Origin of the sequence: Hyphomonas sp. (assembly GCF_041689225.1) — a bacterium.
Taxonomy (GTDB): Bacteria; Pseudomonadota; Alphaproteobacteria; order Caulobacterales; family Hyphomonadaceae; genus Hyphomonas.
Window position 1 is genome coordinate 1 of sequence record NZ_JBDNGN010000125.1, and the last position, 18,890, is coordinate 18,890.

Genomic DNA, 18,890 nt, shown 5'->3' on the forward strand with positions numbered 1-18,890 from the left:
GTCGTGCGGTTGAGGCGGTTGTCATGCATCAGCAGCATGACGCCGTCGCGGCTCTCAGCCACGTCGATCTCGAACACGTTGATCCCGTTGGCAAAGCCGTGTTGCAGGGTTTCCAGCGTATTTTCGGGAAAACCGGGCGCGGGGCCGCCGCGATGGGCGGCGATGAGCAGGCCCTTGTTCTCGCGCACGCAGTCGAAATAGGCGGGCAGGCGAAGCGCGGGCGCAGCAATCGATGCAGACGTTGCCGGGGAGTCGCCGGAACTCGCCTCACGGGATGTGTCTCCGCAGGCTGCCAGCGTCGCCAGCACCGCGCCAAGTAACGCAAATCTCAGCATGGTCGCACTCCTAGTTCCTTGCGCTGCAGCAATAGCCCGAATAAACCCAACCTCAACGAGGAAAAAACGCTGCCGAATGGCGGCACAGAGGAGGATATCGATGCAAGGCATCATGCAAGACTGGCCGCTGACGGTAAACAAGATCCTGGAACACGCGAACATGCAGCACGGCGCACGTGAAATCATCACGCGCCGCGTTGAAGGCAATATAGTGCGTTCGACTTATGCCGATCTCTATGTCGCGTCCAAACAGGTCTCCAATGCCCTGAAGGATATCAATATCGGCATGGGCGACCGGGTGGCCACGCTCGGCTGGAACTCCGAGCGCCATATGGCCGCATGGTACGGCACGATGGGCATCGGCGCCGTCCTGCACACTATCAACCCGCGCCTCCACCCCGAGCAGATCGCCTGGATCGCCAACCACGCCGAAGACAAGGTGCTGATCTTCGACAAGACATTCCTGCCGATTGTCGAGGCGATCAAGGAACACCTCCTGACCGTGAAGACCTTTGTGATCTTCGCGGACGCCGACACGATGCCGGAGAACACGCTGGGTGCGATTCCGTTCGATATCTGGATCGATGGCCGCCCGACAGACGTGCGCTGGGGCGACTTTCCGGAAACCACCGCCTGCGGCCTCTGCTATACGTCGGGCACGACGGGCAACCCGAAGGGCGTGCTCTACTCGCACCGCTCGAACGTGCTGCACACGCTGGTGACCATGTCGAAGGACGCCATGGGCATGGGGTCGGAAGATGTCGTGCTGCCGGTCGTGCCGATGTTCCATGCGAACGCCTGGGGCCTTGCCCTCAGCTGTCCGGCCACCGGGGCCAACATGGTCATGCCGGGCGCGCAGATGGATGGCGCCTCGATCTACGAACTGCTTGATACCGAGAAAGTCACGATCACGGCCGCCGTGCCGACCGTGTGGCTGATCTTGCTGAACTACCTGCAGGAAAACAATCTGAAGCTGCCTTATCTCAACAAGGTGATCATCGGCGGATCGGCGATCCCCGAGAAGATCCTGCGCGCCTTCGAAGAGGATTTTGAAGTCGATGTTGTCCATGCCTGGGGCATGACCGAGACGTCGCCGCTTGGCACGCTCGGTACGTTGCCACCGCACCTTATTGATGCTGATGTCGATACGCGCATGGCGCAGAAGCTGAAGCAGGGCCGTCCGCCATTCGGGGTCGAACTGCGCGTTGTCGACGATGCGGGTACGGTGTTGGCGCGCGACGGCAAGACATCCGGACGCCTCCTGGTGCGCGGCGCAGCGATTGCTGCGGGCTATTTCAAGGGCGACGGCGGTGACGTGCTCGATGATGAAGGCTTCTTCGATACCGGCGACGTCGCGAATATCGACGAGTATGGCACGATGACGATCACCGACCGTGCCAAGGACGTGATCAAGTCCGGCGGCGAATGGATTTCCTCCATCGACATCGAGAACATTGCGCTCGGCCACCCCAAGGTCGCCAACGCAGCCGCCATCGGCATCTATCATCCGAAGTGGGACGAACGCCCTCTGCTGATCATCCAGGCGCTGCCCGGTGAAAAGCCATCCAAGGAAGAGGTCCTCAAGTCCCTCGAAGGCAAGATCGCCAAATGGTGGACGCCGGATGACGTCCAGTTCGTCGATGAAATCCCGCTCGGTGCCACCGGCAAGATCAACAAGCTGGCCCTGCGTGAGACGTTCAAGGACTATAAACTGCCGACGGCCTGACATTCGGACCAGCAGATGCAACGCCCGTGAAGGCGCCTGTCATGTAAACCAGGTTTCTTTGCGGGCTTTGCCGGTATGTCTGGAGCCCGGCAATGGCAGCGCGGCCGGGCGGACGATGGGTGCGCGGGCCGCAGGCATGATGTGCGCAAACGTGGCCGGCGACAGCGCAGGCGCAAAGACCGGGTCGAACGCCTCGCCGCTGAGCGCGGCGGCGAGCTGCTTTGACGCGGGCGCTTCGACAGGCTGCACGATGGCCGGGTTACGTGAGTCGCGGTCGATCCACAGCAGTTCGACGCGGCCCGTGTCCGTGATGGCCCAGCAATACAGGTAGCCCCTTCCATAGGTCAGCCGGATCCAGGCGAGGAGCACGAGGTGCTGCAGCCAGATCCAGGGCCAGGCCGGGCGCAGGTGCGCGGGAAGATCCCAAGGGGGCGAGAGAAGCGACATTGGCGGAAATTATAAGCCGGTTCCGGCAGTGTCGGACAAAATTCCCCGACATGCCGCGATTGTTACTGAACGGCGGTGGTAATGAGGGGGATAAGGCCGGGGGCGACAAAGCGAGCGCATCGCGTTATCTGATGGAAAACCAAGGGAGACGAGCGCATGTCGAGCATACCTGAAGAGTCACAAGACGCCGGATGGCGCGGCAAGTTTGCCGGCTTTGCCCTGGGCCTGTCGATTTTTGCGGTCCTATGGTTCGCTGCGGCGGCCATCGGCACCAAACTCGGGCTGTGGAGCTGGCAGTTTGGCCTTGGCAAGATGACGATTGGCTGGGGGCCGATGCTGCTGATGGCGGCGCTTGGCGTCTCCGTGATCGCGATCATCGTGGCGCTGATCAAGGCACCCCGCAAACAGGCCCTGATGCTGGCGCTTGGCGCTTTGCTGATATCCGGGCTGGCGTTCGGACGTGTGCTGGCCTTTGGCGGCCAGGCCGGGCGCCTTCCGCCCCTGCATGAAGTCCAGACCGACTGGTCCAACCCGATCCAGCCGAGTGCAGCGCTGCTGGCCGCACGCGAATCGACCGGGGCACTCAATACTGTTGAAGACGCGCCTGTCGTGCCTGCAGGGGCTGATGCCCGCTGGCCCGGCACGGGTGGACGCCTTGTCTCCGAACTGCAGGAAGAAGCCGAGTTCGACCCGGCGACGCAATCTTCGCCGAAGGATGCGCCCTATCCGCAGATCGATACGCTGGTCGAGCCTGCAGCGTCGTATGACATGGCCTTCGCAGCCGCCCTTGCCGCCGTCGAAGACCGTGGCTGGACCATCGTCACCAATGATGTCGAGGCCGGCAGCATCGAGGCTACGCAGACCTCGTTCTGGTTCGACTTCAAGGATGATATCCTGATCCGGGTTGTGCCGGACGGCGACGGCTCGCGCATCGATGTCCGTTCGATCAGCCGGGTTGGCCTGTCGGATCTCGGCGCGAATTCGAAACGCGTGCGCGACCTGCTCAACGAGATCGAGGTGCGGCTGAACTAGACCGCCAGCACCTATGGCCGGACGGCGCATGGCGCCTCCGGCTGCTGCGGGCCCCAAGCCCGGCTCGTACAATGCGCCAGTCCTTGCGGATGGGCAGGCAGGGTCCCCGTTGCGAGGGGGGCTTTTGTGGCAATGGCTATGGCAAATGGCATGGCTACCCCTCGTGCGCAGAGGCCCCCACCCATCCGCTTAAAGACCGCCAAAGGCGCTGGCACGACCCTTTGCCCATGGCGATCCGGACCGATCCGCGACCTCCTATGAGGGCAATGGACGGTGCGATTGTACGCGCAAGGGGCTTGGGGTCGGATAGGGAAGCCGGAAGTGCCCGTCACAACAGGGATTTCATGCAACAGGCTGTTGGAAAGGCGCTAGCGTTCCTTCGGGTCCAGCGCGTCGCGCAGGCCGTCGCCGATGAAGTTGAGGCAGAGCAGCGTCACGGCCATGGTCAGGGCCGGGGCGAGCAGCATCCAGGGCTTCTCTTCCATCGTCTTGGCCCCCTCGGAGATCAGCACGCCGAGAGAGGTCAGCGGTTCGTTCACGCCGAGGCCGAGGAAGGAGAGGAAGCTTTCAGCGAGGATGACGACGGGAATTGTCAGCGTGACATAAACGGCCACGGGCCCGATCACATTGGGCAGGATGTGGCGCAGGATGATGGCCCGGCGCGAGACACCCGAGGCCCGTGCGGCCTCGATGAATTCCTTGCCCTTGATGGCCAGCGTCTGGCCGCGCACGATGCGCGCCATGGTCAGCCATTCGATGGCGCCGATGGCGGCGAAGATCAGGACGATGTTGCGCTCGAACACGGTCAGCAGCAGGATCACGAAGAAGATGAAGGGCAGGGCGTAGAGCACGTCGACGATCCGCATCATAAAATTGTCGACGCGCCCGCCGAGATAGCCGGCCGTCGCGCCCCAGGTCACGCCGATCACGAGGCTGACGGCGGTGGCGACAATGCCCACCGTCAGCGAGATGCGCAGGCCGATCATCAGGCGGGCCAGCAGGTCACGTCCCTGGATGTCGGTGCCCAGAATGTGCCAAGCCTCGAGTGTCGGTGCGATGGTGCGCGCATTCGAGATGGCCTTGTAGTCATTGACCCAGACCATGGGACCGAACACGGCGATCAGGACGATAATGCCGAGGATCCACATGGAGACGACGGCGGCCTTGTTGCGGAACAGCCGCGCACGAGCATCGTCCCACAGCGAGCGTCCGCCAATGATGGCCTGTGTGACGGGTTCAACGCGGCCGGTCGGATCGAGGAGGGGTTTGATCTCGGTCATCAGTCGTACTTCACTTTCGGATCAAGCACCGCATACAGCACGTCGGCGACGAGGTTCAGGATCACGATCAGGCCGGCGTAGACGATGATCGCGCCCATCACGAGCGTGTAGTCGCGGTTGAGGGCGCCATTGACGAAATAGGAGCCGAGGCCGGGAAGGCCGAATATCTTCTCGATCACGACCGAGCCTGTCATGACGCGGGCCATGGCGGGGCCGGCATAGGAGATGAGGGGCAGCATGGCGGCGGGCAGGGCGTGACGCACGATGACGTGGCGCTCTGACAGGCCCTTGCTGCGCGCGGTGCGAATATGATTCGAGCGCATCGTCTCGATGATCGAGGCGCGCATCAGGCGTGAGATGATCGCGATCTGGGGCAGTGCGAGGGCGACGATCGGCAGGGTCATGTTGTGCCAGTTCATGCCGATATTCGGGTACTGGCCCAGCCCGCCGACGGCAAATATCCCCGCGCCGAGCGAGAAGACCAGGATCAGGATCGGTCCGGTCACGAAGGTTGGGATGGATATGCCGGCCATGGCAACGCCCATAACGCTGAAATCGGCTGCCGAATTTTGTCGGAGTCCCGCAAACACGCCCAGTGACGTGCCAAGCCCGAGCCCCAGCACCATGGCCAGTGACCCGATGGTCAGGGAAATCGGAAGGCCATCGGCGATCAGCTGGTTCACGCTCTTGCCAAGTGTCTTATAGGACGGGCCGAAATCGCCCTGCAGGACGCCTCCGACATAGCTGAAATATTGCTCGTGAAGCGGCTTGTCGAAGCCGAACTTGGCGGCAATGGCCTGTTCCGTGGCGGCCGGAAGCTTGCGTTCGCCGTCGAACGGTCCGCCCGGCGCGGCGCGCATCATCAGGAAGGCCATCGTGATGATGGCCAGCATTGTCGGGATGGCAATCAGCAGGCGCCGGAATGTATAGGCCCATGGAACGCGGCTGAGGGCTCTCTGAAGTGATGACACGGGAGCGTGACTTTCCGTAACTGTTACTGGGTAGGCGACGAAAGTTGAACCCCGAAGCTTGGCAGGTTGCGTCATCCTCCTTAGCTTGTGTACAGAGCCGATCAAGACTGCGCCAACATTCAGGATATTTCCCATGGCAGACATTCGACGCGTCACGGACGCCTTTTCCGTCGCTCCGCAAATTTCCGAAGCGGATGTCGAGGCAATCGCTGCGGCGGGCTACAAGACCATTGTTGCCAATCGCCCGGATGGCGAAGGCGGCGTCGACCAGCCCCGCATGGGCCCGATCCGTGCGAAAGCCGAATCGTTGGGCCTGAGCTTCGCGGCCTTGCCGTTTTCGGGCGCTCCGACACCCGAGATCGTCGAGCGGATGGGCCATATTCTCAATGAAGCGCCCCAGCCAGTGCTGGCCTATTGCCGCACGGGCACGCGCTGCATCACCGCCTGGGCGCTGACCCAGGCCGGGCAAGGCGCGTCGGAAGACATCATTGATGCGGCGGGCGCTGCCGGATATGATCTGTCGAGCCTTGAATCGCTGCTCTAGATGGGCCTGCGGCACGCAGAACAAACTTCTGTGAGCAAAACGTCACATTCGTGCGGCATTAAGTGTGTTGTCAGTGATCGGTCACCGTGCGAGGCAGAGCGAAGCGAGGGCGCAGCCATCCGTTGTTCCCGCGACAGGAGTTGACGCGATGTCCGAACGTCTCTGGATCACGGATTTCAAATATGACGAGGGTACGATCCTGGTCAAAAAGACCGGTCACCGAATCGTGCCGGACCTGTCGCTCCTGCAGAGTATTTTTACCTGGTTCTGCTTCTACTTCTTCGCCCAGACTTGGCGCACATGGCGCCGCGTGACAGGCCACAAGCGGCCCACGATCGCGTTCTATCCCGACAAGCCACGGCCCTGGTACTTTATCTGGCCGGTCATGCATGTCTCCGGTTCCAAATTGATCGACGACGTCTCCAAGGCGGATATTGTTTTCCAGTTTGACGATTCCACCGAAACGAACAATGCCGTGCCCGCCGTTCGGGAGAATGCGCTGCTGGTCAATTTTGGCTGCCAGGACGTGTCCAAGACGACCGTCGCGGAAGCGTTTGGACGCGCTGCCGGCTATTCGCTGAAAGTTGATCCGACAACTTATGAAGGCCGCATGGTCGAAAAGTCGGAATTGAACGCTGCCCATGACGGCCGTGTGCTGGAAGGCCCGCTCGATACGCCTGTCGCGGGCAAGACATACCAGTTGCTGGTCGACAACGAGATTGACGGCGGGCTTGTCGAAGACCTGCGCTGCTGCATCGTCGGCGGATCGCCGATCATCGTGTTTCGCAAGCGCCGTCCGCTCGCGCGGCGGTTCCTCAACGAGAATGTCGAAGTGTTGCTCGACGAGCCTCGCAATTGCTACACGCCGGATGAAATTGGCGTGATCGAGCGCTTTGCGGCAGACGTCGGGCTCGACTGGGGCGGCGTTGACGTTCTGCGTGACCGGACATCCGGACGGATATATATCGTCGATGCGAACAAGACCGACATGGGCCCGCCAGTGGCGCTCAAGCTTGGCGCGAAGCTGCGCGCGACGCGCCGCATGGCCGTCGCTTTTGCCGGCGCGTTTGCACCTAAGAAGCGCTGATCCGGGCGAGCAAGGCGAAAGTTCAGGAGTTAAAGCATGGCTATTCCATTCGTTCGGGGCATCGAGTTTGAGTACGGCGAGGTCCAGCAGGTCTCACCGCTGATTCGGCGCGTGATTGCCAACAATCCCGGCCCCTTCACCTATGTCGGCACCGGCGTGTACATTGTCGGGCACGGCGAGGTGGCAGTTATCGATCCCGGTCCGATGGACGAGACCCATTTCGAGGCGCTCAAGGCGGCCCTGAAGGGCGAAACCGTTACCCACGTCCTGGTCACCCACGGCCATTCCGATCATTCGCCGCTTGCGATGCCGCTGGCCGAATGGGCGGGCTGCAAGACCTACGCAAAGAATTGCGGCGTCCCGACCGCCAAGGGCGAGTTGGGGAGTGCGGACGATCTCGGCTTCATGCCGGACGTGAAGATTGGCGACGGCGATACGTTCACGGGTCCCGGCTGGACGCTCGACGTTATCGAAACGCCCGGGCACACCTGCAACCATCTCTGCTTCGCTCTGCGCGAAGAGAAAGCCTGCCTCTCCGGCGACCATATCATGGGCTGGTCCACGACGGTCGTCGCGCCGCCTGATGGCGACATGGCCGACTATATGGACAGTCTCGAGAAGATCCGAACCAAGGGTTTCGAGACGATCTGGCCGACGCATGGCAACCCCGTGCGCGGCAAGGAATTCGTCAACGAATTCATTACCGAATATGCCAGCCACCGCCGCGCCCGCGAGGCTGCGATCCTCGAGCACCTGCGCAATGGTGAAACGTCAATCCCGGCCATGGTCGAGATCATGTATGCAGACGTCGAAAAGCGCCTCCACCCGGCAGCGGCGATGTCCGTGCTCGGACATATGGTTGCCCTGATCAAGGCCGGCGTCGTGCGCGCCGATGATGCGGCGCCCACGGTGCGCTCTCACTTCGAGCTGCCCCGCATGAACGCCTGACCGGCCTACTGGTTCGTCAGGCGATCAAACCCGGCATACCAGATCGGTGACGACCATGCCCGCTCCTGCAGGGTCGTATGAAGTTCCGGGTTAGGTGGCGTGCCATTGCGCACGGCGTCCCATGTCGACCAGCGGCAGGTCGGATTTTCCAGTACACGCACATAATAGGCTGCTTCGAGGTCGGCATCGAAGTCCGGGTCCTGCCAATAGGCCTTGAGCTCGTCGGCGCCAGCGCCTGGCTCGGTTCTGCAATCGAATATGTCGACGCTCGCGCCATTGTCCGGGCAACGGTGTGTCGCTGCGTCCGGCAAGGCGCCGCCGGAGCAGGCGACGTCATGGATCGCCTCGTGCGTTTCGCCGCCATCGGTCCATACCTTGACCACCTGTGCGCGCTGTAGCGGCGCACTCATCGGATCGCGCACGGCCCAGACCAGGAAGCCGGGGGCGGCATCCCCGCTCACCTTGGCCAACTGGCCGCCCATCGGTACGCCCGCGTCATAGGCCCGTTCCAGCAGGGCGGCATCGGCGAGCATTGCGGGGGTATAATCCATGCTGGCAAAGAAGCGCACTTTCATGCGCGGGCCGGATGTGCCGAAGGTTTCCTTGCGTTTCATGGCATCGAATATGGCCTCGCGCGTATTGGATTCCGCCCAGACGCCGGCCAGTCCACTGGAGCTGAACTGGGTCGCGGTTATTTCCCGACGTGTCCGGGGGTCTTCGGCGCCATCCCAGGTCTTGGCGCCATTGGGCGGAACCGACCGGCGGCCTTCCGGGCTGGCACCATCCTGGGGAGTCTTGCCCCAATGGAATTCCTCAACCAGCGACGCTGCTGCGACGTGCGTGTCGCTCGAACTGATGAGACCGAACTTGTACGGATTGAATCCTTCCGTCTCCTGCAGGGCGAGGCCGCGCTTGTAGGCCGGGCGGACAAAGTCACCCGCGCTTGGCGTCGTCTTCGTCGTGCCGCCGACGAAATATTCGTATTGCTCGAAATCGGCCCATTCGTCGTTCGGCGACAGGGTGGGGGATGTTTCCGACGTGCCCTTGACCTGTGATACTTCGACAAGCGGCTCGTTACGCATGCGCTTGTCGGCATAGGCTGCCGTCAGGGGCTCTCCGTTATAGGTTTGCAGGGCGAACATCTCGCCATTCGAGGCATTCGAGTTGTGCGGAATGGCCAGCACGTCACGGCCTTCGCTGCGTTGCCCTTCCATCCATGTCCACAAGTCTTCCGGATTGGTGGAATCAAGCGTCGAGAACAGCCGCTGCGGGGCTTCCCCCCGGAAGATGACATTGCGGTGGAGGTTGCCGGCCGCTGGCGGGCCGTCGCCCGGAACCGCCATCATGGCCGTGAATTCATAGCCCGAAAAGGCCGTGAACTTGCCCGGCTCATTGTTGCGTTCTGCGGAGTCGATTGTCGCGGCCCAGACGGAATCGATGAGATCGCGGTCATAGATTTCCGCGATTTCCTCGCCCGTCACGACCGTGATGCCGACGCGCAGGAACGAGTTGCCCGGATCGGTCGCGTTAGCGCCGAACACGGATTGCGCGATTGCGGTCTGCGACAAGGGAGACGACGGCGTGTTCATCGCGGGAACCACGCCGAGGTATTCGCCATGATCGGTGACGGCCAGAAAATCCAGCGGCGGGCCTGACAGTTTGATGTCATAGCCAGCGGGGTGACGGATGGCTTCGCCCTTTGCAAACTTGTAGGCATCGTCCGGGGTCGCGCGTACGCCGAAGATATAGGCATCGAACGAATTGCTCGTATGCACGTGAACATCGCCGAAATACGCGTTGCGCAGCGGGTTCGCGGCCGGTGCACCCCTTGCCGGTTGAGCCGTGGCAGACGCGTCGATGTCATTGGCGATGTTGGTGCTTGGCGCACATGCGGCCAATGCGAGGGCCGGGATGACCCACCCCAGATACTTGCTCATCTCGTTCCCTCTCCATGTGTATTTTTGGAGAGAGTGCCGAAAGCATCGGCTCGTGCCAAGGCAATTCGGAAAAGACGCTATTGTTCGCGGCGCACCCGGAAGGCCAGTCCGCCGTCGAGCTTCATCTTGTAGCTGCCGAGCGCAGCGGAATAGATGCGGGCTTCGGTCTGGTTTCTTGCGCGGGTACTCTTGTCGTCGATCTGCACCCAGACCTGCCCATTATCCAGCGTGACACGCAGCCTGCCGGCACTGTCCATGCGTACAGACGTCACGCCCGTCGTGATCTCATCGAGCTCCTTGTCGGACCCGCCATTCTTCTTCAGCGCCAGGGACGGCAGGGACCGGATCGAGAACCCGAAAGAGTCGCGATTCACCTTCTCGACTTCGGAACGGGTGATTGTTGTCACTTCGCCGGCATCTTCAGCGGCTTTCAGGCGTCCGACGGCGGCGTCATAGCAGGCGAGCCGTTCGGCATCGGTGCTGATGCCGACGCAGGCATAGACGTCATCGGTCGAAACGTCCTCCGCCAGTGCAGGCATTGAAACGAGGCAAATCGCGGCAATCGCGCTCAGGGATCGGTTCATCGCAGGTTGTCCTCTGTGTTCGTGTCAGAGCCTAGGCTTTCCAAAGCCGGGCCAGTCTGGCAGCACTGTGGCAAATCTGGCGCATGCCGGAAAGCCACCGGAGACAGGAAGCATGATGCTGAAGCCCCTGATGAGTTCGACCGTGACGGCCGCCCTGATGCTGGCCTTGTCCGCCTGCGGCGGTGGTGGCGGCAAGGCGGCAGACGACGTCCCAACGCTCCGCCGGGGCATTTCGGCCAAGGTCGACACGCTCGATCCGCACAAATCGTCGGCCCAGTGGGAAAACATCGTGATCGGCGACATGATGATCGGGCTCATGACTCATGGTGAGGACGGCAAGCCGGTTTACGGCATGGCGAACAGTTACGAGACAGACCCGTCCGGCCTGGTCTGGACCTTCCATCTCGGCGACTATGTCTGGTCGGATGGCGAGCCTGTTGTCGCGGGTGATTTTGTCTACGCCCTGCGCCGGATCCAGAAGCCGGAAGTCGCGTCGCAATATGCGTCGCTGCTCTATGTCATCAAGAACGCCGCCCAGGTGAATACCGGCGAATTATTGCCTGAAGAGCTTGGCGCACGGGCCATTGATGACAAGACGCTCGAACTCACGCTCGAATACCCCGCACCTTACCTGCCCGGCCTGCTGACCCATTACACGACCTATCCGGTGCCCGAGCATGTCGTCGAGCAATATGGCGACGCATGGATCCAGCCCGGAAACATCGTCACCAACGGACCCTACAAACTGGTCTACTGGCGCACCGGCGACCAGCTCGTGTCGGAAAAGAGCCCGACCGGCTTTGCCGCCGACCAAGTCTGCTTCGACCGGGTCGTCTACTACGAGCTCGAGGACCAGACCGCCGTCGAGAACAAGATTGCGGCCGGCGAACTCGACATCAACAATTCGTTTGACGGCGCCCGGCAGGCCGAGCTGGAGGTGAAGTTCCCGGGCTGGCCGCGCACAACCCCGTCGCTCAACACCACCTATTGGAGCATCAACTCCTCGCAGCCGATCTTCAAGGACGTGCGCGTGCGCAAGGCGCTCGCCATGGCGCTCGACCGGGAATTCATCGTCCGCAACGTTCTCACGCCCGGTTTTGAGCCCGCCTATTCGATGGTCCCCCCAGGCATCGACAACTACAATGTCGAGCGGCCAAGTGTTGACTGGAAAGACATGCCGCGTGCCGAGCGCCTCGCGGAATCCAGGCGCCTGCTTGAAGCGGCTGGCTACGGCCCGAGCAAGCCTTTCCGGTTTGAGTTCATTCACCGCTCGACAGACGACAATCCGAAAGCCGCGCCGGTCGCGCAGGCGAACTGGGCCGAAATTGCGCCCTGGGTGGACCCCATCATCATCAAGCAAGACACGAAGGTGCTCTATGCGCGGCTTCGCCAGTCCGATTTCCAGGTGGCCGACGGTGCCTGGGTCGCGGATTTCGATGACCCGATAAATTTCCTCTACCTGCTCGATTCCCAGACCGGACAGCAGAATTACGGGCGCTATTCCAACCCGGAATATGATGCCCTTCTGGCCAAGTCGAATGCCGAGCTGGACCTTAACAAGCGGGCCGAGATCTTCGCTGAAGCCGAACAGCTTATGCTCGATGACTATCCGATCACGCCCATGTGGTTCCAGGTGACCAAGAACCTCGTCGATCCGACCCTGACAGGCTGGAGCGAGAACGCCGTCGACCAGCACCGTTCGCGTTTCCTGTGCCGAGAGGGTATGAAAGCCGAATAGATTTCTGGGTCGCGGGGAGGGCGAAATGGAACATGAAGTAGAAGCATTGGGCGCCGCATCCGTGGGCGGCTTGTCGTCCGGCATGCATTTTTCCGTGCAGTCCGGCCTGCCGTGCGAGAATTGCGGCCAGGTTGTGCCGGACAGGTTCTGTTCAACCTGTGGTCAGCTTGCGGCGAACTTTCACCGGCCTTTTTGGGAACTCATCGGCGGCAGCCTGGGGGACATGTTCTCCCTCGACAGTCGTTTGTTCCGGTCGGTGCCGATGCTCATGTTCCGCCCGGGCCGGATGACCCGCAACTACCTCGATGGCAAACGGGCCCGCTACGTCCCGCCATTTCGTATGTTCCTGCTCGCTTCCGTGATCTTTTTCCTTACCGTGTTCACGGTCAGCGATGAATTGGGCTGGTTTGATGGTTTTGGCCTCGATCTGGCGCCGGAAAGTGGTTTTTCGTTTGGCCCGCAGGGGGGCGACACCCAGTCCGCTCCCGGCGAAATGACGGAGCCACTCGAAAAGGCGGATGTCGAGAGGCAATCCCCGGAATTGATCGCGGAAGGGGCGCTCGACGCCGAGAAAGGGCTGCCATTTGCCGATTTGCTGCTTCCGAACGGCAAGATTGACCGGGCAGGGCTCAAACAGCTTGTCGAGGATCGCGCTGAGCCCAATTCGGACCCCGCCGCTTTGGCGACGGCCTATATGGCCGCAGATCAGGCGGCCACGGTCTATGAGAACCAGGACAGGTTCGGAGCGCGGCTCCGGCAGTGGGCGCCGCGCTTTAGCATCTTGTTTTTACCGGTTTTTTCACTGATTTTGATGCTTATTTTTGCTTGGCACCGCCGAATTTACGTTTTTGATCACCTGATCGCCGGGCTGCACTTTCAGACATTTCTATATGTGCTGGGAACGGCGCTGCTACTAGCCGCCGCGGCCCTGCCGCATTCTGCCGGCTGGCTCGTTGCGGGCGGATTTTTAGCGGTAGTTGTCTATCTTTATAGGATGTTGCGGGTCACTTACGGCACCGGGCGGATCCTGTCGGCGTTTCGAACCTCCATTCTGTTGATTTTCGGCATGATCTTACTATTAGCTTTGGCCATCGGCCTTGTTGTGCTCAGCTTTCTTCTGACTTGAGGCATGGATGCCCGGAACTGAGGCAAATAAACCACACCCGATGGCTTTTGATGACAGATAGGTAACGACGCGTTGACGATCACATGACGAAAGCCCTATCGGTGTGACTAAGTCCCGGAATCAGGGGTCCGGGCGCGCGTCACTTTTAGGGCGCCATCTTGAACAATTGGAGGTACCATCGTGAACGGGAATACCATGAAATCCCGCCTGCTTGCCTCGTCCGTATTCGCGGGCGTTGCATTTATGGCATCAGCGAGCATGCTCGCTACAGCCCAAGAAACTGACGACGCTGTCGACACCGTCGAAGCACCAGTCGTCGAAGAGTCGACCGCACGTCAGGCAACTGTCTACGTCACTGGCTCGCGCATCGCGTCGCCAAACCTGGTCACCACAAGCCCAGTGACGTCGGTTTCGGCCGCCGACATCAAGCTTCAGGGTGTCACCAAGGTCGAAGACCTGATCACCCAGCTGCCACAGGCTTTTGCGGCGCAGAACTCGACCGTTTCGAACGGATCCTCGGGCACTGCGACGGTCAGCCTGCGTAACCTCGGTTCGACCCGTACGCTGGTCCTCATCGACGGCAAGCGTATGCCCTACGGTTCGCCAAACGATGCGGCTGCCGACCTTAACCTGATCCCAGGCGCGCTGGTTGAGCGCGTCGACGTTCTGACCGGTGGTGCTTCTGCTGTTTACGGTTCGGACGCTATCTCGGGCGTTGTCAACTTCATCATGAAGGACAATTTCGAAGGCGTTCAAATCGACGCTCAGTATGGCTTCTTCCAGCACAATAACGATTATGACACGAACGGCGACCTCCGTTCGGTAATCGCGGATCGCGCTCTGACGAACCCGGCGCAGTTTGCGCTTCCTGACGATAACGTGATTGACGGTTACTCGAAAGAGATCACCGCAATCATGGGCGTTAACACCGATGATGGTCGAGGCAACCTGACTGCTTTCATCTCGTTCCGCGACAATGACGAAGTGCTCCAGGGCCAGCGTGATTATTCGGCATGTGCCATTGGTTCGGCTTCTGCGACCAACTTCACCTGCGGTGGTTCGTCGACGTCGTTCCCGGGTCGTTTCACTGATTTCGGCTCCTTCAACTACACGATCGACCAGGCGACTGGTGAGTTCCGTGACTTCAATAACGCGACCGACCAGTACAATTACGGTCCGCTGAACTACTACCAGCGTCCAGACAGCCGTTATTCGGTGGGCTTCATGGGCCGCTATGAAATCAATCCGAACGCCGAAGCCTACACGCAGTTCACGTTCATGGACTACCAGTCGAATTCGCAGATCGCCCCGACGGGTAACTTCTTCGCAACGAGCACGCTGAATTGCGGCAACCCACTTCTGTCTGCTTCGCAAGCTGCAGACATTGGCTGTTCGCCAGCGGACATCAGCACTGACGCTTCGACGGATATCTACATTGCCCGTCGTAACATCGAAGGTGGTGGTCGCCGCGATAACCTCGGTTACCAGACCTATCGCGGTGTTGTCGGCCTTCGCGGCGACCTCTTGGACGCACCGGGCTGGACCTATGATCTCTCGGCCCAGTACTCGCAGGTTACCCTGTCGCGTGCCTACACCAACGAGTTCTCGATCAATCGCTTGAATCGTGCCCTCAACGTCGTTGACGATGGTGCCGGTAATGCGGTTTGTGCCAGCGTTGTCGACGGCACGGATCCGAACTGTGTGCCGTGGGACATCTTCACGCTCGGAAACGTCACACCCGCTGCTCTGTCATACCTTCAGGTGCCACTGCTGCAGAATGGTACGACAACCCAGAACGTCGTGTCGGCTGTCCTTTCCGGCGACATGGGCCAGTATGGTTTCAAGATGCCTTCGGCTGAAGAGGGCCTGAAGGTTGCCATGGGTATCGAGTATCGTCGTGACTCGCTCGAATCCGTCACCGACAACTCGTTCGCAACGGGTGACGGTGCTGGTCAGGGTGGTCCAACCATCGGTCTTTCCGGTGCGATCGACTCCTACGAAGCCTTCGGTGAATTCCAGATGCCACTCATCACGGGCCAGCCCGGTATAGAGCTGCTCTCGGTCGAAGGCGCTTATCGCTACGCTGATTACTCGTCAGGTAGTGGTGCAAGCTCCTACAAGCTCGGTGCTGACTATGCGCCAACGTCGGATATCCGTTTCCGCGCCAGCTACCAGCAGGCCGTTCGCGCGCCGAACGTCATCGACCTCTTCCAGGCGCAGGGCTTCAACCTGTTTGACCTTGACGATGACCTCTGCGACTTCACGGATCCGGCCGCCGACGGCACCGGTGGTGCGGCTTGTATTGGTACGAACCCGTGGCAGGTTACACAGGCCCAGGCTGACGGCGGTGCTCTGAACAGCCCGGCTGGTCAGTACAGCTTCCTGCAGGGCGGCAACCCCGACCTCGATCCGGAAGAAGCTGAAACCTTCACCGTTGGTTTCGTGGCAACGCCGACCTTCCTGCCCGGCCTCAACCTGTCAGTTGACTATTACAGCATCGATATCACCCAGGCGATCTCGACTGTTGGTGCGTCGATTACCACGCAGCTTTGCTACCTGAACAATGATGCAGACGCCTGTAGCCGTATCGTTCGTAACCAGAACGGCCAGCTTTGGGTCGGCACCGGTAATGTGGTCGATACCAATATCAACATCGGTGGCGTTTCGACGTCCGGTGTGGATATCAGTGCTGCATACGGCTTCGATATGGGGACGCTCGGTTCTTTGAACATGTCGTTGAACGGCACATGGCTCGAAGCTCTCGACTATGACCCGATCGGTCAAACCTTCGCTGAGTACGAGTGTGTTGGTAAGTATGGTAACGACTGTCTGACACCAACACCAGAATGGCGTCACCGCGCTCGTCTGAGCTGGGCTACACCAGTTGAGGCACTCGAAATCAGCGGTACCTGGCGTTATATGGGTGAAGTCGATCTCGATACCGGTGCAACCGGCCGCGTCGACTCCACACTGGATGCAGTGAACTACTTCGATCTCGCCGGTACCTGGGGCGCGACGGATTACGCAACGTTCCGCTTCGGCGTCAACAATGTGCTGGACGTCGATCCGCCACTGTCGGCTTCGGTTGGCACAACGGGTAACGGTAACACCTACCCGCAGTCGTATGACGCTTTGGGTCGTTACGTCTTCGTTGGTGCGACGCTGGACTTCTAGTCCAACGCCTCACGGCAAACATTCGGGAACGGCGGTCCTTCGGGGCCGCCGTTTTCTTTTGTCCTGATGTCAGGGGTGCGGGGCTGTCCGGCCTGATCGCAAAGCGGGCGAAATACGACTCGTGCACGCCCGGACGCTGTCCGTGCCGTGTCCGGTCCGTTACCGTGCTTTTTTTCGTGCAGTGTCCTTAGTGCCGTATCCTCGGGATAAGAGGCAAGGCTGTCCCACCTCAGGCGGCGCGCCACCTTGCGTAGAGCGCCGTGGGCAGGAGACGGTCTGTCCCCTGTTGCGGCAGGGCCATCTCTCCCTGTTCCATCACGCCGCCAAGCGGGCTGAGCCGGTCAGCCAGCGTCTGTGACAGGGCGAGGTAGGAGAGCCGCACGGCATAGGCTGTGGCGATGACGAAAAGCGGCGTCTCGCTCAGCAATTCCCGAATGTTATCAAGTAAAGGTGGCAGGTCTTCCTCGAAGCGCCAGGTCTCGTTCTTGGGGCCACGCCCGAATTTCGGCGGGTCCAGGACGATGGCGTCATAGCGGTTTTCGCGGCGGATTTCGCGGGCGACGAATTTCATCGCATCGTCGGCTATCCAGCGGATCGGCTTGTCGGCGAGGCCGCTGAGGGCCTGGTTATCCTTGCCAAAACCATTCGATTTTGGGCTGGCGTCGAGATGCGTCACCTCGGCGCCGGCGGCGGCGCAGGCGAGCGACATCATTCCGGTATAACCAAATAGATTCAGCACCTTAACCGGTCTCTTGGCGGCGCGGACCTGGTCTTGGGCAAAGCGCCAATGGACCGAATGTTCCTGGAATACGCCCATATGGCGGAAGGCCGTGCGCCGCGCGGTGAAGGTCAGGTCGTTCCAGCGCATCGGCCATTCCTCGGCGGCGCGGGGGGAGAGGATTTCCCACTGGCCGCCGCTTTCGTCGTCGCTGCTCTTGCTGGCGAAAATGGCATCGGCCTTCCAGCTGTCCAGAGGCCGGGCAGGCTCCCAGAAGGCTTGCGGGTCGGGCCGGATGACGGTCTGGCTGCCGAAGCGTTCCAGCTTCATCAGGTGCCCGCTGTCGAGCAGGGCGTAATCGTCCCAGTCGTCGGCGATCAGGAGCTTCGTTTCTGTAATCATTGGTAATTTCTCTGCCGCCAGGCTTCGTATGTCATGATGGCCGTCGCCTGTGCAAGGTTCAGGCTGTCGGCGCCGCCGCGCATCGGGATCAGCGCCAGCGTATCGCATGCAGTCTCGATGGGCTCCGGCAGGCCGGCCTGCTCATTGCCCATGATGATCACGGCGCGCGGCCCGAACGGTGCCTGGTCGTGGCGCACCCTGCCGTCTACCGACGCGGCTGTCAGGCTCATCTGGCCGACCTGTCTCCACGCATTAAACTGTTCAAAGGTGGCATTGGCGAACGGCATGTCGAAGATTGACCCCATGGAGGCCCGGACGGTCTCGAAACTGTAGGGATCACAGCAGGTTTCCAGCAGGATCACGCCCTTGGCCCCGGCGCAGTCAGCGGTGCGCAGGATGGTGCCGAGATTGCCCGGGTCGCGCACTTCATAGAGGGCGATCCAGATACCGTCGGCCTCGGATTCCAGGGCGTCGAGCGAGCGGTGCGCCTGATGGAAGGAGGCAATCACGCTCTGGGCATTGTCCTTGTGCGTGATCTTGGACATCAGCCTTTCCGGGGCCTGCACGACGCGGGCGCCGGCCGCGCTGGCGCGGTTGGCGAGGGCGGCCAGATGGGGCCGGTCCGCCATGGTCGAGGCAATGACGAGCGTCTCGGCTTTCCAGCCCTGTTCAAGGCCTTGTTCAACCAGTCTTGCACCCTCTGCGAGGAAAAGGCCCGTTTCGCTGCGCCCCTTCTTCCTTTCAAGACTTTTCAAGGACTTAATGAGCGTATTGGATGGGCTGGTGATTGTCTCAATCAGGTGATTCATGGAGAATGGGGCCTACAGCAGAAGTCTTGCGG

Annotated in this window: 16 protein-coding genes; 8 read left to right on the top strand and 8 right to left on the bottom strand. The window is 60.9% G+C overall.

Features of this window, described 5'->3' with window-relative positions:
• Window positions 1-335 (bottom strand): glycerophosphodiester phosphodiesterase family protein (locus ACESNB_RS12430; RefSeq protein ID WP_373007755.1); only part of this gene is annotated, 335 nt, incomplete at its 3' end.
• Window positions 336-435: 100 nt separating this feature from the next.
• On the opposite strand from ACESNB_RS12430, the gene ACESNB_RS12435 reads away from it, so the two are divergent.
• The gene (locus ACESNB_RS12435) at window positions 436-2,061 is read left to right on the top strand and encodes a long-chain-fatty-acid--CoA ligase (protein WP_373007757.1); all 1,626 of its coding nucleotides are present in this window, start codon (window positions 436-438) and stop codon (window positions 2,059-2,061) included.
• A 39-nt stretch (window positions 2,062-2,100) separates the two neighbouring features.
• Here the strand turns inward: ACESNB_RS12435 and ACESNB_RS12440 are convergent, their stop codons facing one another.
• Window positions 2,101-2,508, bottom strand: a complete 408-nt coding sequence (locus ACESNB_RS12440; protein ID WP_373007759.1) for a hypothetical protein — start codon at window positions 2,506-2,508, stop codon at window positions 2,101-2,103.
• A 156-nt stretch (window positions 2,509-2,664) separates the two neighbouring features.
• On the opposite strand from ACESNB_RS12440, the gene ACESNB_RS12445 reads away from it, so the two are divergent.
• Complete coding sequence (locus tag ACESNB_RS12445; RefSeq protein WP_373007761.1) at window positions 2,665-3,540, top strand: DUF1499 domain-containing protein; 876 nt, start codon at window positions 2,665-2,667, stop codon at window positions 3,538-3,540.
• 368 nt (window positions 3,541-3,908) lie between these two features.
• On the opposite strand, the gene ACESNB_RS12450 is transcribed toward ACESNB_RS12445, so the two are convergent.
• Together ACESNB_RS12450 and ACESNB_RS12455 are read right to left on the bottom strand one after the other, a co-directional pair.
• Entirely contained in the window at window positions 3,909-4,820 is a 912-nt protein-coding gene (locus tag ACESNB_RS12450) for an ABC transporter permease (RefSeq protein WP_373007763.1), read from the bottom strand.
• Window positions 4,820-5,791, bottom strand: coding sequence for an ABC transporter permease (locus ACESNB_RS12455; protein WP_373007765.1), 972 nt, complete (start codon window positions 5,789-5,791; stop codon window positions 4,820-4,822). Before ACESNB_RS12455 ends, ACESNB_RS12450 begins: the two co-directional genes overlap by 1 nt.
• Before the next feature lie 133 nt (window positions 5,792-5,924).
• Here ACESNB_RS12455 and ACESNB_RS12460 point away from each other — a divergent pair, with 133 nt between their 5' ends.
• From ACESNB_RS12460 to ACESNB_RS12470, 3 genes are all read left to right on the top strand, one after another.
• The gene (locus ACESNB_RS12460; RefSeq protein ID WP_373007767.1) at window positions 5,925-6,335 is read left to right on the top strand and encodes a TIGR01244 family sulfur transferase; all 411 of its coding nucleotides are present in this window, start codon (window positions 5,925-5,927) and stop codon (window positions 6,333-6,335) included.
• 148 nt (window positions 6,336-6,483) lie between these two features.
• Window positions 6,484-7,422 (top strand): hypothetical protein, encoded by a 939-nt coding sequence (locus ACESNB_RS12465; protein ID WP_373007769.1) that lies wholly within the window; start codon window positions 6,484-6,486, stop codon window positions 7,420-7,422.
• Window positions 7,423-7,458: 36 nt separating this feature from the next.
• A complete protein-coding gene (locus ACESNB_RS12470) occupies window positions 7,459-8,370 on the top strand; it encodes an MBL fold metallo-hydrolase (protein WP_373007771.1) in 912 nt (303 codons plus the stop codon).
• Window positions 8,371-8,375: 5 nt separating this feature from the next.
• On the opposite strand, the gene ACESNB_RS12475 is transcribed toward ACESNB_RS12470, so the two are convergent.
• Both ACESNB_RS12475 and ACESNB_RS12480 read right to left on the bottom strand, forming a co-directional pair.
• Complete coding sequence (locus ACESNB_RS12475; protein ID WP_373007773.1) at window positions 8,376-10,307, bottom strand: DUF3604 domain-containing protein; 1,932 nt, start codon at window positions 10,305-10,307, stop codon at window positions 8,376-8,378.
• Window positions 10,308-10,384: 77 nt separating this feature from the next.
• Window positions 10,385-10,891, bottom strand: coding sequence for a hypothetical protein (locus tag ACESNB_RS12480; protein ID WP_373007775.1), 507 nt, complete (start codon window positions 10,889-10,891; stop codon window positions 10,385-10,387).
• A gap of 112 nt (window positions 10,892-11,003) precedes the next feature.
• Between ACESNB_RS12480 and ACESNB_RS12485 the strand changes: the two genes are divergently transcribed.
• From ACESNB_RS12485 to ACESNB_RS12495, 3 genes are all read left to right on the top strand, one after another.
• Window positions 11,004-12,629 (top strand): peptide ABC transporter substrate-binding protein, encoded by a 1,626-nt coding sequence (locus ACESNB_RS12485; RefSeq protein ID WP_373007777.1) that lies wholly within the window; start codon window positions 11,004-11,006, stop codon window positions 12,627-12,629.
• Between the two features lie 25 nt (window positions 12,630-12,654).
• The gene (locus ACESNB_RS12490; RefSeq protein ID WP_373007779.1) at window positions 12,655-13,755 is read left to right on the top strand and encodes a DUF3667 domain-containing protein; all 1,101 of its coding nucleotides are present in this window, start codon (window positions 12,655-12,657) and stop codon (window positions 13,753-13,755) included.
• Between the two features lie 180 nt (window positions 13,756-13,935).
• Window positions 13,936-16,929 carry a TonB-dependent receptor domain-containing protein gene (locus ACESNB_RS12495; protein ID WP_373007781.1) on the top strand — a complete coding sequence of 998 codons (2,994 nt, stop codon included), beginning with the start codon at window positions 13,936-13,938 and terminating at the stop codon, window positions 16,927-16,929.
• A 229-nt stretch (window positions 16,930-17,158) separates the two neighbouring features.
• Here the strand turns inward: ACESNB_RS12495 and ACESNB_RS12500 are convergent, their stop codons facing one another.
• Together ACESNB_RS12500 and ACESNB_RS12505 are read right to left on the bottom strand one after the other, a co-directional pair.
• Complete coding sequence (locus tag ACESNB_RS12500) at window positions 17,159-18,049, bottom strand: class I SAM-dependent methyltransferase (protein ID WP_373007783.1); 891 nt, start codon at window positions 18,047-18,049, stop codon at window positions 17,159-17,161.
• Entirely contained in the window at window positions 18,046-18,858 is an 813-nt protein-coding gene (locus ACESNB_RS12505) for a TrmH family RNA methyltransferase (RefSeq protein ID WP_373007785.1), read from the bottom strand. Before ACESNB_RS12505 ends, ACESNB_RS12500 begins: the two co-directional genes overlap by 4 nt.
• Window positions 18,859-18,890: the final 32 nt, after the last annotated feature.